Origin of the sequence: Nocardia sp. NPDC005825 (genome assembly GCF_040630175.1) — a bacterium.
In the GTDB taxonomy this organism is placed as follows: domain Bacteria; phylum Actinomycetota; class Actinomycetes; order Mycobacteriales; family Mycobacteriaceae; genus Nocardia.
The window spans coordinates 14,832-27,421 of the sequence record NZ_JBEXXC010000021.1 but is presented as its reverse complement, the minus strand read 5'-3'; the positions used below and the strand labels follow the sequence as shown (position 1 = coordinate 27,421).

Annotated in this window: 12 protein-coding genes; 1 reads left to right on the top strand and 11 read right to left on the bottom strand. The window is 68.7% G+C overall.

Annotated elements, in window-relative coordinates; genetic code table 11:
- Positions 1-166 precede the first annotated feature (166 nt).
- From ABZ382_RS33740 to ABZ382_RS33715, 6 genes are all read right to left on the bottom strand, one after another.
- A complete protein-coding gene (locus tag ABZ382_RS33740; protein WP_357097545.1) occupies positions 167-538 on the bottom strand; it encodes a hypothetical protein in 372 nt (123 codons plus the stop codon).
- Between the two features lie 23 nt (positions 539-561).
- Complete coding sequence (locus ABZ382_RS33735) at positions 562-1,005, bottom strand: roadblock/LC7 domain-containing protein (protein WP_357097543.1); 444 nt, start codon at positions 1,003-1,005, stop codon at positions 562-564.
- Between the two features lie 95 nt (positions 1,006-1,100).
- Positions 1,101-1,952 (bottom strand): hypothetical protein, encoded by an 852-nt coding sequence (locus ABZ382_RS33730; protein ID WP_357097541.1) that lies wholly within the window; start codon positions 1,950-1,952, stop codon positions 1,101-1,103.
- Positions 1,936-2,328, bottom strand: a complete 393-nt coding sequence (locus ABZ382_RS33725; protein ID WP_357097539.1) for a hypothetical protein — start codon at positions 2,326-2,328, stop codon at positions 1,936-1,938. Before ABZ382_RS33725 ends, ABZ382_RS33730 begins: the two co-directional genes overlap by 17 nt.
- Before the next feature lie 236 nt (positions 2,329-2,564).
- Positions 2,565-3,986 carry a short-chain fatty acyl-CoA regulator family protein gene (locus ABZ382_RS33720; protein ID WP_357097537.1) on the bottom strand — a complete coding sequence of 474 codons (1,422 nt, stop codon included), beginning with the start codon at positions 3,984-3,986 and terminating at the stop codon, positions 2,565-2,567.
- A gap of 217 nt (positions 3,987-4,203) precedes the next feature.
- Positions 4,204-5,418 (bottom strand): DUF445 family protein, encoded by a 1,215-nt coding sequence (locus tag ABZ382_RS33715; protein WP_357097535.1) that lies wholly within the window; start codon positions 5,416-5,418, stop codon positions 4,204-4,206.
- Between the two features lie 105 nt (positions 5,419-5,523).
- Here ABZ382_RS33715 and ABZ382_RS33710 point away from each other — a divergent pair, with 105 nt between their 5' ends.
- On the top strand, positions 5,524-6,435 hold the full coding sequence (locus ABZ382_RS33710) for a helix-turn-helix domain-containing protein (RefSeq protein WP_357097533.1): 912 nt from the start codon (positions 5,524-5,526) through the stop codon (positions 6,433-6,435).
- 6 nt (positions 6,436-6,441) lie between these two features.
- Here the strand turns inward: ABZ382_RS33710 and ABZ382_RS33705 are convergent, their stop codons facing one another.
- The 5 genes from ABZ382_RS33705 to ABZ382_RS33685 form a co-directional block, all read right to left on the bottom strand.
- Positions 6,442-6,849 (bottom strand): hypothetical protein, encoded by a 408-nt coding sequence (locus ABZ382_RS33705; protein WP_357097531.1) that lies wholly within the window; start codon positions 6,847-6,849, stop codon positions 6,442-6,444.
- A gap of 277 nt (positions 6,850-7,126) precedes the next feature.
- A complete protein-coding gene (locus ABZ382_RS33700; RefSeq protein ID WP_357097529.1) occupies positions 7,127-8,638 on the bottom strand; it encodes a serine/threonine-protein kinase in 1,512 nt (503 codons plus the stop codon).
- Positions 8,639-8,711: 73 nt separating this feature from the next.
- The gene (locus tag ABZ382_RS33695) at positions 8,712-9,902 is read right to left on the bottom strand and encodes a hypothetical protein (protein ID WP_357097527.1); all 1,191 of its coding nucleotides are present in this window, start codon (positions 9,900-9,902) and stop codon (positions 8,712-8,714) included.
- A gap of 4 nt (positions 9,903-9,906) precedes the next feature.
- Positions 9,907-11,151, bottom strand: a complete 1,245-nt coding sequence (locus tag ABZ382_RS33690) for a hypothetical protein (protein ID WP_357097525.1) — start codon at positions 11,149-11,151, stop codon at positions 9,907-9,909.
- 4 nt (positions 11,152-11,155) lie between these two features.
- A complete protein-coding gene (locus ABZ382_RS33685) occupies positions 11,156-12,343 on the bottom strand; it encodes a hypothetical protein (protein ID WP_357097523.1) in 1,188 nt (395 codons plus the stop codon).
- Between the last annotated feature and the right edge of the window lie 247 nt (positions 12,344-12,590).

Genomic DNA, 12,590 nt, shown 5'->3' with positions numbered 1-12,590 from the left:
GTCTGGCATCGGCTGACGCGGTTCAGACTACCGGCTCGGTGCTGGAAGTGTGCCCGGTATCGGCTGTCAAAACGGTGACCCGTCATGGGGATTCACAATGGTGTTCGCCCGTACGGGGATTCGGCGAATTCGCCCGTACGGGCACCCGGATTCGGCGCGGAACAGGTCACACCTCGAGGTCTTCCTCGATGCCCTTGAGACGGTGGCGGGCCATGGCCAGGTTGGCCCGGGCGCGGTCGAGCGCCAGATAGAGGAACAGGCCCTTGGATTTCCGTCCGGTCATCGGCCTGATGATGTGATATTGGCTGCTCAAGGTGATGAGGACGTCCTCGATCTCCTCCTTGATGGCGAGCTGGTCGATGGTGCGCATCTTGGCCCGCACCACCTCGGTGTTGCCCGCGGCGGCGACCTGCAGGTCCAGCGCCTTCGAGCTGCCGAGCATGCCGAGCGCCATGCCACTGTTGTAGTCGACCACGGCCGCGCCGATCGCGCCGTCGATCACCATCATGTCCTTCAGTGCGATATCCATGTTGGACATGGGGTTTCCTTTCAATCGGTGTTTCACTTGGGGTTCGAAGTCTGTGTTCCGGGCGGCAGCGCGGCGGCGGGATCGGCGTCGCCGGTGACGGCCGCGAGATGGTCGGCGATGGCCCGGGCGGTGGGCCGCGATTCCAGGTGCACGCGGCCGATATTCGTGCCGGGCCCGGCGAGGACGGTGAGCGAGGCGGTCCAGCCGACGGCGTAGATGACGACGTCGCCGCTCTCGCCGTGCACCACCACCTCGTGGAAGCCGCCGCCGTGCGCGGTCGCGGCGAGCCGGTGCGAGAGCGAGAGCTGTGCGGCGGTGAGCGCCGCCATGCCCGCCGGCTCGATGTGCGCGGGCAGATCGTGTGCGATGAGCAGCCCGTCGGTGGACGCCACCAGCGTGCCGGTCAACTGCGGCACCCGATCCCGCAGCGCCTTCAGCTCCCTGTGTACCTGCGTGTTCGGTTCTGGGCCGGACATCGCCACTTTGGTCAACCTTCCTATCAATTCGCCGAGCCGCCTTCGCCGCGCGGTCACGCGAGCTCCTCCAAGGCCGCCTCCCTATCCGTTCGCGGTCATGCCAGTTCCTCCAGTGCCGCCCGTAGCCGGATGAGGACGTCCCGGTCGGGCGGTTCCCAGCGGTCGGGGACGGCGACCGCCGCGGCCTGCCGCACCCGGCGGCGCAGCGGCGGGGCGGAATTCGTTGCCGCCGCGGAGTTCTCGTCCGGGGCGGCGGATCGTTCGGCCGGTTGCCGGTCCGGCTCGGCGTCGGCGCCGACGTGGTCGGCCAGGGCCACCATGACCGGCGCCTCGATCAGCCCCGCCGCGGTGAGTTCGCGCACCGCGAGCAGGCAGCCGTAGGTGGTGCGGCCCAGGTCCGCGGCGAGCCCGGTGATGCTGCGGCGGGCGTCGACCGCGGCGAGCACCTCGGCCTGGCCGCCGGTGAGCACCACGCGCCGTCGCTGCACCCGGCGCACCGGGACCACGGCGACGCGATCGACCAGCTCCACCGGCCACACGCCTGCGGTCGGGTCGCCGCGGCGGGCGCATTCGTGGATGAGCGCGCCCGGGGTGATCCGGCAGGCGTGGGCCAGCCAGTGCGCCGGCCCGTCCTGGAACTCCACCCGGGCGGGCGCGGCCAGCAGCAGGTAGGCGGCGTCGAAGACCGACAGCAGCGCAAGGGTTTCCAGCCGCGGGCCGGTCGGTAGCTGGTCGGGGGTTCCGGACCGGGCGCGGCGCCAGCCCTCGGTGTCGGTGAGCCCGGCGGTTATCGCCAGGCGATCGAGTCCGGTGGTGCGCCGGCAATCGGCGGCCACGATCGCGCCCTCGACGAGATGAAATGCGCCATCGCCCACGGTGAGCACGCCGGTGCCGCGTTGCTGTTCCAGCCGCCGCAGTTCGATGACGAGTTCACTGTCCATGATCATCCTCGGAGAATTCGGCGAGAATTATCCGCAGCTGGTAACGGGCCATGGCGAGATTGCCGGTGTCGCCGTCGAAGAGAACGTGCACGAAAAGCCGTCCGTCGAAATCGCCGTCGATCAAATTCAGCAGGTGATATCCGCCGGTTCCGCACACGATGATCTCGGTGATGTCGTCGCCGGGGCGGCCGGTGGCCATGGCCGGGGAGGTGAGCACCGAGCGCACGACATCGGTTGCGGCAGCGGCGTCTTCGTGTTGATCGACGACGTCGTGGCGACCGGCGGCGGCGATGGCCAGCCCGCTCGCGCCGTCCACGAGGGTGACGCTGCAAGCACCGGGAATGTCCATGATGCGTTTGAGGCATCCGTCGATACCGATCACTGCCGCCCACCGCTTGTTCCGAGAAATCTTCGAGCGAATCCAGACGCTACACAGGATGCGCGGGAGATGGGGAGCAAACGCCGGATTAATCCGGGTAACTCATGATTTTCCAGGTGCGCGATCAAGAATACTAGACAGTATTAATACCTTTCGGTATTTGATGCAATCGGGCGAAATGGATATCCAAATTGGATGAGGGCAAGCATGATGCAAGCCCCGCTTCCGGCTCGCCGGCCTCAGCGGGGCATACGGGGGTACGGCAGATCCGAACTGGTGTGCTCGTCGATCGCCAGCGGCCGCCCGATCTGTGGGAAGGCGCGCTGGGCGCAGGATGGGCGCTCGCACACCTTGCAGCCCGCTCCGATGGGTATCGCCGCGGCGGGATCGTCGATCTCCAGGCCGCGTGAATAGACCAGGCGGTCTGCGTATTCGATATCGCAGCCCAGTCCGATGGCGAATTCGCCTCCGCCGCCGCCGAACCCGCTCGGCGTGGGCGCGGTGGTGCGGGCCACCCACAGGTAGCGCCGCCCGTCGGGCATGGACGCCACCTGCGACAGCATTCGGCCGGGCTGGTCGAACGCCTCGTGCACCACCCACAGCGGGCAGCTGCCGCCCACCCGGGAGAAGTGGAAGGCGGTGGCGGACTGGCGTTTCGAGATATTGCCCGCCCGGTCGCTGCGGATCAGGAAGAACGGCACCCCGCGCTGCCCCTGGCGTTGCAGCGTGGCCAGGCGGTGGCAGACGGTCTCGAAGCCGACCTCGAAGCGCAGGCCCAGCAGGTCGATGTCGTAGTGCAGTTCCTCGGCCGAGCGCAGGAACTTGCCGTAGGGCAGGACCAGCGCGCCCGCGAAGTAATTGGCCAGGCCGATCCGGGCCAGCGTGCGGGATTCGCCGCTGAGGGCGGGGTTTTCGTCGAGCACCTCGTCGAGCAGGGCGCCGTGCAGCAGGAAGGCCAGGGTGGTGGCGATCTGGAAGGCGCGCTGCCCGGGCCGCAGCCGGCGGGCCAGGGTGAGGGTGCGGGTCTCGGGTTCGTAGTGGCGCTTGGGAATGTTCGGGTCGGCCCCGTCGCCACGCACCAGGACGGTGACGCCCGCGCGTTCCTCGGCCACCCGCGCCAGCTGGCGGTCGAGCGAGCCGATGGTCAGCCCGCTCTCCTCGAACAGCCGCTCGGCGGCCAGATCCAGCTGGGCGATGTGATTGTGGTGATCGTAGAAGAAGTCGCGCACGTCCTCGTAGGGCATCGCGACGCCGGGCGCGCCGGTGGGGGTGGCCACCTTGGCGGACAACAGATCCAACTGGTCGGTCGCGGCCCGTAGTCGGCGATGCATGGCCACAACGATCTTCGCGACCTCGGGCATGCGGGTGGCCAGATCCTCGACCTCGGCCACCGGCGCGGCATTGCCGCCCGCGGCCTCCACCAGGATCTCGTGCAGGTCCGAGACCAGCCGCGCGTCGGAGTCCGCGGCGAAGAACTGCACGTCCAGGTCGAAGGTGGAATTCAGTTTGAGCAGCACGGGAATCGTGAGCGGTCGCTGATCACGCTCGAGCTGGTTGAGGTAGCTGGGCGACAGGTCCAGGGATTTGGCCAAGGCCGCCTGGGTCATCCGCCGTTCCTCGCGCAACCGCCGTAGTCGGGCCCCCGCATACATCTTGCGCACGTGGGGGATGGTACCGATTCGGATTCGCAAACATCGCAATTTGAGGAGACTCGCGGTGATTTCGCCGACGCTGCGTGGTACTTCACCGTGCCGTCCAGCATGCGTAGCATGCGAATTCGAGACTACCGGCGGTTTTGCGCGCGAGTGCCCATCGTACGACCAACGCCACGCCGACGGGCTGGAACGGCGGTCGGAATGTGCCCCGAAATCGGCGGGCTCACCCCAGAATCAGGTGAACCTGGAGTTCGCCGACCAGGAATCCGAGCACCGCGCCGATCGCGACCAGCTTCCATTCGTCCTGTTTGAAGGCGGGTCGCAGCAGGCCCTCGTACTCGTCGTCGGACAACTGCTTGGTCTTCTCGATGACCAGACTGCGGACATCGAGGGCTTCGATGGCGTGCTGGTCGAAACCGGAGTGGGCGGCGGCCTTGATGTGGTCGAGGACGAAGGTGACCGCGTCGCGTTCGATCGCGGTGTAGCTGTCGCCGGCGACCATCATGACCAGCGGGCGGGCCGGGCCGGTCTGCAGTTCCAGGAACTCGCTGACGTGGCGGCTCAGCAGGGATGCCAAGCGGTCGGCTCGTTCACCATTGAGGACGGCCTCGAGAATGCGTGCGGGGGTGAGGATCTCGGTGGCGATGAGGTCGCCGTAGTCGGTGCAGACCTGCTCGCGGCGCTTGTGGAACAGGCCCTGCCACTTGAACGGACCGATGCCGACCGGGCGGATCGGGCGGAAGATCATCTGCAGCGCCAGCCAGTCGGTGAGCAGACCGGTGAAACCGCCGAACGCGGGCATGAGCAACGGATTGTGCGTCAGCGACCAGGTGAACATCTGCACGAAACCCAGCACGGTGCCGAAGATCAGCCCGGAGCGCACGATGAAGCGCAGCTCGTTGTTGCCGACCCGGCGCACCATCTCCACCAGCAGCGACTTGTCGTCGACCAGGGCGTTGATGGCCATGCCGCGCAGGTCCATCACCTGGTCGATATTGGTGCGCAGGTCGAAGACGATGTCCTCGATCAATTGCGGCAGATCCCGTTGCGCGCGTTCGATGATGGCGCGCTGCGCGGCCTCGGGCATGTTCACCCACAGCCGCGGCTCGTGCTTCATCATCATGGCGCGCACCATGAAGTCGACGCCCGCGTCGAGGGGTTCGCGCAGGCGCGTGGTGAGTTCGCCGATGTCGATGCGGGCGATGATGTCCTGCGGATCGATCAGCTTGCCGAACATGAGGTCCACGGCGATGGTGGCCATGCGCGGGGCGGAACGGGGGATGACGCCCTGCCAGCCCAGCCACGGCGGGATGCCCTTGAACTCGAGCGGTTTCATGAGCATCTGCACGGCGACGATCTTGGTCACCCAGCCGATGAGCGCCGCGACGAGCGGGATGGAACAGTACAGCAGCCAGTGGTCGGCGAAATCCGCGATCACGACCCGCTCGGCCCCTGTGCCCTGGTTGCCATGTCCCGCTCCTCGATGCGACTATTCGTACCCAGCCGTACGGCTATTTGTCGCGGCTCAGGCTAGGAGACCGTGGTGCCCACAGGCAAGACAGAGAGTTCACCCCCCACCCAGCGGGTGGTGGCCATCGTGGAACTGCTCGCCGCCCAACGCGACTCGCTCACCGCCGCCGAGATCGCCGACACCCTCGGCCTGAACCGCTCCACCGCGGGCTCCATCCTGGCCGCCCTCGCCGACCGCGGCTGGGTCCGCCGCCTCCCCGACCTCAGCTACGAACTGGGCGGCCGCCTCGCCGCCATCGGCGCCCGCGCCGCCGCGGGCCGTCACGATCGTGCCTGGTTGGAGCGCGAATTGGAGGAACTGGCCGACCGCGTGAATTGCGGCGCCGCCCTCACCGCGCTCAGCGGCGGCCACCTCAAATTCGTCGCCGTCACCCGCGACCGCCTCACCATCGGCATGGAATCCGGCGTCCGCATCCCCCTCCTGGCTCCCGCCGGCGCCGCGATCATCGCCCACACCGGCAAGGCCCGGCAACGCGACTGGCTCGACACCCGCGGCACCGAACGACGTGACGAATATCGCGCCGTCCTCGACACCCTCCGCACCGCCGGCTACTGCGCCTGGCGCCTGGAACCCGACAGCCTCCCCGGCCTCCGAGTGCTCTCCGACGTGGCCACCCACCTGGCCGAACACCCCGGCGACAAGGACCTTCGCGGCCGAGTCCTGGCCCAGCTGGCCACGTTCGGCGGCAGCGCCTACGACCAGCCCACCTTCGACTCCGACGCCACGCTCCCGCTCAGCTACATGAGCGCCCCGGTCTTCGACGACAGCGGCCACGCCGTCATGGAACTCCAGATCGGCCCCCTGCGCCCCGACGTCACCCGCTCCGAACGCCGCCACTATCTCGCCGAGCTGTCCGCCGCCGCCCGCCGGATCGGCGACGGCCTGGAATCGATCCCCTCCCGGACCCACCGCCTCCCGAACTGACTCCGCCTATTGGAGTTCGCGGGTGGTGGCGATCAGGAAGGTGATGGTGTCGCGGACTTTGGCATCGGTCATCTTCAGCGGGACCGAGCTGGTGGCGGCGACCTTGTCGTCGATCGCGATCATGCCTTCCCAGGTGCCGATGCGGGTGAGGAAGGAGTCGTCGGCGGAGCGCCAGACCTCTTCGTCGAAGCCGTCGAGGCGGTGGTAGCGGCCGCCCTCGGGGTCGGTGTGGTCCGGTTTGCGCATATTGCGGAGGGTCAGCCAGGCCACGTAGGGGGCACGGGGCTTCAGATTGAGGTAGCAGGAGCCGTTCATGCCGATGGTGGCATTGATGGTGCCTTGGCTGAGTTCGGCTACCTGCGCTTCGGGGACGCCCAAGGTGGTGTGGAAGAAGTCGAGCATCCGCGTGCACACGTCACGATTCGAGTGGGCGGAAGGGGTTGAGCCGGGGTCGGATTGGGAGGCCGGGGACGAACCGCAACCCGCCAGCACGAATACGACTGCGACCAGCAGATATCGGAGGATCCCCCACCGTCTTCCGAGCACCACGACCTCCTGTTCGGGCCGGAGCGTAACAGGACGGCGGGGGCGCGCCAACCGGAGTGGCGCAGTTGCGCCTGGACGCCCAACGCTGCGTGAGACGCGGATCACGCTGGCGCGCACCGACTTCCGGGAAGCCGTAGGCGGAGGGTCAGAGCACCTTGGCGATGGCGGGCACGATCTTCGCGATCGCGACGTCCGTCGAATTCGGGGTCCAGGTCTGGAAGGCCTGGGCGGTGGCCGGATCGTCGACGATGACCAGGCGGGCGTGGGTGAGGCTGGAGGACAGGAAGGAACTCGGCAGGCCACGCAGGCCGCCGTTGCCCGCCTGCTTGTCGGTGCGCACGATGATGACCAGGTCGACGTCGGGGACCGTCTCGCCGGAGGCGGACAACGGGCGCGGGGAGGTCTCGTCGGGCTTGGCGCGGAAGTCGGTGGCGTAGCGGAAGCCGATGTCCTGCAGGAACTTCGCCTGCTCGCTCGAATCCAGGTCGACGGAGAGGGAGCTGTCGCCGAGGTTGTAGGCGGCCACCGTCTTGTTGAGGAACGACGGATGCGCGGCGCGGACCTGGGCCGGGGAATCACTGGGGGTCGAGGTGGTCTGGGTGACGGTGGCGCCGCCGGAATCCTGGTGCGTGGCCAGGTAGACCGCGGTGCCGGAAACACCCAGCAGCGCAACGGCCGCCGCCACCGCGAGGGCGCGCCAGCGGGCGGTACGGGAGCCACGGGTCCCCGAGTGGATCGGCTGCGGCCGGGTGATCCGCTCGGTCGGCCGCTCGGACTCGACGATCGGTGGCGCGGAGGGCATCCGGCCCTGCAAGGCGAGCGCGGCGTCCTCGGTGAAGTCCCGGCAGGTGGCGTAGCGGTCGTCGGGATTCTTGGCCAGCACCTTCGCGATCACCGCGTCCAGCGCGGGCGGCAGATCGGCGCGCAGCGTGCCCAGCGCGGGCGGCGGATCCTGGAGGTGACCCAGTGTCGCCTGGGCGATGGAATTCACCGGGAACGGCGTGCGCCCGGTGAGCAGCTTCACGAAAGCGCAGCCGAGACTGTAGATATCGCCGCGATGATCCAGCGGCCCGGCGACCAGCCGCTCGGGGGCCGCGTAGGCGAGGGTCGCCATCATGGCGTCGGTGGCGGTGAGTTCGCGGCCGTCGGTCACCGACTTGGCGACGCCGAAATCGGTGAGCAGCACCCGCTCCTCGCCCGGATGCGCGTCCTCGTCACGGGAGAGCAGGAAGTTGGCGGGCTTCACATCCCGATGCAGCAGACCGCGCCGATGCGCGTAATCCAGCGCCTTGCCCACCTCGGTGACGATGCGCAGCGCCCGCTGCGGCGTCATCCCCTCGGGATGCTGCTTCAACTCCACGGAGGCGTCGGTGCCGGGGACGTACTGCATGGCGATCCACAGCCGCCCGTCCTCCTCCCCGCGCGCGTAGACGGTCACGATGTTCGGATGATCCATTTCCGCGGCGAGATTCGCCTCGCGTGCGAACCGCGCCCGATACACCTCGTCGTGGGACAGGTCGTTGCTGAGCACCTTCAGTGCGTCGAGCCGCCCGGGAAACATCGGGTCCTGCACCAGATAGACGGTCCCCATCCCGCCACTGCCCAGCACCCGGATGATCCGATGGCCGCCCACAACAGTGCCGGGCCGCAACGGCATTCGCATCCTCCTAGCGCGCGGCCGGGATTCCGGCCTTGTCGAATGTAGCAACTCTCACGATGCCCGTCCGGGCTCAGATGTGCCCGTACGCGAGCAGCTGGTACTGGGCCGAAAGTCGTTGGCGCAGATCCTGGGATTGGTCGGCGGACACCTCGGCCACGTAGCGCTGGTAGGGCAGATAGCACATGAACTTCGCGCCGATGGCGTACTTCACGTCCTTCAGCTGCAGGCAACGGGCCGTCGCCAGGCCGGGCGGCGGGTCGACGGGCTTGTACCGGTCGAGCAGTTCGTCGACGAAGGCGGCGATGAAGCGCTGGGCGGCTGCGTCGTCCTTCGTCCGGTAGATATTGCTGAGCGAACTGGCCATCAGGTCGATTCCGGCGTCGGCGTACGCGCGGCGGGAGGCGGCCGGTCGATCGTCGTGGGAGAGGGCGGCGTGCGGGCCGTACAGTCCCTCGCTCGCCCGGACCTGGCCCTTGCCCGCGGGCAGCACGCGGCTGAGCAGATCGTCGGGATCGCTGAGCAGACCCGCCAGCTGGTCGGGCGGGGTGGGGCGATAGTCCCGCATCGATTCGATCGCCTTGTCCAGCATCCGCTTCGCCACGTCGATCAGGAACGCGGGACCGTCGGGCGCGGTCAGGTCGTCCTCGACGTGCAGCCAGTACAGGTATTCGCCCTGCGGGTACAGCGCCCGCACCCATTCGAGGGAGGTGAGCGCGGCCCGCGCGGCCGGATAGCCGGGGATCTGCACCGGCCCCTTGTCCGGGTACTCCGGACTCGCCTGCGAAGCAAGGAAATCCGCGGCCGTCGCGGCCTGCGCGGGCTTGCCGAAGCGCAGCACGGTGAGATGCACGTTCAGCCCGAGCGTGGTGTCGTACCGATGCCGCCCACCGGTCTGCCAGCCGGCGACCAGCCCCGGCGCGCGATCGTTGAACCCGTCGATCCCCATCGGCGGATAGTCCGCCGTGACCGCCGGCCCGGCCGACCCGTACCCCAGCCGCTCGTCGATCTCCAGGGGCAGCGGGACGTGCTCGCCCAGCCGGATCGCCTCCTGCACCACGTCCCCGACGCTGATGTCGGGCTTCATGGTGGTGATCTGCCGCGGCACCACCGGATAGTTCCCCGGATCCAATTGCGACACATCGACGGTCGCGGCGGGTGACGCGGGCGCGGCGGGGTCGTTCGGGCCTGACCCACAGCCGCCGGCCAGCACGGCCGCCACCGTGAGCGCCAGCAGCCGGATGCTCGATCGTGCGATCCTCATGGCGCTATCCGCTCCTGGCCAGCATCGAATACTGCGCCGACACCCGCTGTTCGAACGAGGCGGGCGCGCCGCCGCTGAACCGGGCCTGTGCCCCGATCACCGCCACGTACCGGCCGTAGACCACCGCGCACAGATAGGTGGCGTCGCGGATCGGCTCGGGTTCATCGAGCCGTACGCAGTGCGCGTCGGTGATGCCCGCGGGGTTCGGGACCTCGTCGTCGTCGCGGCCCAGCCGGGTCAGCGCGGTCTGTAAACCGAAGGCCGCCTGCAGATCCCGGGTTCGGTACACGGTCGCCCCGTTGCGGGCGACCAGATCCACCCCGGCCGCCTCGAACGCGGGCCGCGCCACCGCGGTGTCGCGCTCGAAATGCAGTGCGGCCGCGGGCGTATAGATCCCGCCCTGGCCGCGGCCGCCCCACCGATCGGAGTCGGAGCTGTCGTACTGGTTGGGCAGCGTGAGATCCAGGATCTTGTCGGGATTGCCGGGCAGGTCCGGAAGATCCTCGAGCGGAGTGGGTTTCAGCTCGGCCATCGCGGTGAGCTGGGCGCGCAGCAGGTCTCGCAGGCGGGTGCCGAGCGCGGCCGGATCGTTCTGCGGGATCACGGCATGGCCGATGATCACGAACACGCCGCGCACCGCGACCAGCTCGCCCCGGTCATCGGTGCGGGAGGAGGCCCGCGCGGTGTCGTGGGTGTCGGCGGGCAGGTCGGTGGTGTCGATCGGAATCGGGTGCCGCTCAGGGGTGTTCAAGGATTCCCAGTACCCGTCGACGGCCGCGCGGGCGGCCTGCTCGGACGGGAAGCGCTGGATCGCCAGGACGATGTGCTTGCGGGCCCGCACGCTGCCGTTGTCGCGCGCGATGTAGGCCCCCGCGATGAGCCGGTTGCGTTCCGCGACCGGCTGCCAGTTCTTGGGGAACGGCCCGTTGTCGTCGTCGTAGTCGGCGCCGGAGTTGCTCAGCAGCCGGGCCCCGCCCAGATACCGGACGTCGGGATCGATGCGGTCGGGCCCGGCCAGATACGACATCATGCGCCGCGACTCGATCGCGTACGCGTCGGCGACCGTGCCGTAGAACGGCACGAATTCCGCCGGGGCCGACGGATAGGGCCCTACCTGTAGTTTCGGCAGATCGGCCGCGGTCATGCCGGGCACCGCGTGCCCGGACACCGGCCACGACCCGGCCGCGTATCCCGCGCCGAGGACCGCCACGGCGGCCGCCGCCGACGCCACTGTCCGCAGTCGTCTCATCCGGTCACCCGCTCGTCAGCAGCACGTACTGCGCCGCCGTCTTCTGATACAGCTCGGCCAGGTTGGACGCGCCGACCTGCACGGTGTATTTGTCCACGTGGAAGGTGCACTGGTGGAACATGACCCGCCCGTTCTCCAGATCCGCGAAGCAGCCGATATCGCCCGGGAAACGCGGCGGCGGGTCGATGGCCCGATGCTTGTCGGAGGGTTCGTTGGCCGGATTCCACTTGTCCCACAGGGCGCGTGCCGCCGCGCCGGTGCGGCTGTGGAACACCAGTGCGTCGCCGTAACCGACCAGATCGACATCGCCGATGGTCAGGAACTCCAGGTCCGTGCCGTCGAGGCTCTGCAACGAGCCGCGGCCGGTGTACACCCCGTCCGGGTCGGGGCGCAGCGGTAGTTCCGGATTCGTCGGCAGGGTGCGGCCGAGAATGCCGTCCGGGTCGAGCGGAATGTGCTCGAACTGGTCGGTCGGGGTGGGTTGGAACTTGTCGAGCAGCGGCAGCGCCACGTCGAGCATGCGTTCGGTGCGCGCGCTCAGATCCGCCAGATCCGGCGCGGCGGCCAACTCGTCCACCAGCTTGATGTACACGACGTAGCGGTCCCGCACCGTCCACGAACCCAGCGACGCCACGTTCGGCCGCCAATGTGCCGTGCTCGCAGGGTATTTGGTCAGCCGCACCGGCTGATTGCCGTTGTTGTAGGTGAAGTCGTCGTGTTCGAGCACCGGGCCCACCGCCGCGGCCCGCGCGGCGTCGGGCAGTTCCAGCACCGCGATGCTGAGCCTGCGGTGCTTCTCCTCCCTGCCCTCGCCGGTGCACCAGGTGGTCACCCAGCCGCCGCGCAGATCGTGGGCGACCTCGTCGAAGGTGTCGTTGATGACGATATTGCCCAGGCCCTTGTGGTTGGTGACGACGTGCGGGCGGACATTGTTGGAGCACTCGTAGGCGTAGTCGTGGTCGGCCTCGAACGGCAGCGCCACGTAGTCCGACAGCCGCTGTGACTCCCGGACCCGGGATTGCTTGCCGGTCTTGGCATTTCCCACCGTGCGCGGCGTGGTCTGGTAGTTGCCGACCTCCAGGCTCGCGGGGTCGGTCGGCTGCCGCACCGGGTGGCCGGGAACGCTGCTCGCGCAGCCGGTTCCGGCCGCGAGCGCCACCGCGAGGCCCATCAACGCCGCGAACAGTCTCACCGTCCCCTCCTCCCGGGGCGGATTTTACCGTCGCTCAAGACTTCTCGCGCGCCTTCGGACACGCCGGGTGTGGTCTCGGACACGATCGCGCGGCAATCCGGGCACCGCGACGTCTCGGTCCGCGCGCCCCGCCCGGCCGCTTCCGGGCCGGTCTCCGTTAGCACGGCGGCGAATTCCGTGGTCGGAGGCGCGCAACCCTCACCGACAGGCATGTATCGCGGTGATTAACACAAATTCGCAAGCGGGG

Coding starts and splice junctions, on each gene's coding strand:
- ABZ382_RS33740 (WP_357097545.1), bottom strand. CDS start 538: ATGTCCAACATGGATATCGCACTGAAGGACATGATGGTGATCGACGGC.
- ABZ382_RS33735 (WP_357097543.1), bottom strand. CDS start 1,005: ATGTCCGGCCCAGAACCGAACACGCAGGTACACAGGGAGCTGAAGGCG.
- ABZ382_RS33730 (WP_357097541.1), bottom strand. CDS start 1,952: ATGATCATGGACAGTGAACTCGTCATCGAACTGCGGCGGCTGGAACAG.
- ABZ382_RS33700 (WP_357097529.1), bottom strand. CDS start 8,638: ATGCCGTTGCGGCCCGGCACTGTTGTGGGCGGCCATCGGATCATCCGG.
- ABZ382_RS33695 (WP_357097527.1), bottom strand. CDS start 9,902: ATGAGGATCGCACGATCGAGCATCCGGCTGCTGGCGCTCACGGTGGCG.
- ABZ382_RS33690 (WP_357097525.1), bottom strand. CDS start 11,151: ATGAGACGACTGCGGACAGTGGCGTCGGCGGCGGCCGCCGTGGCGGTC.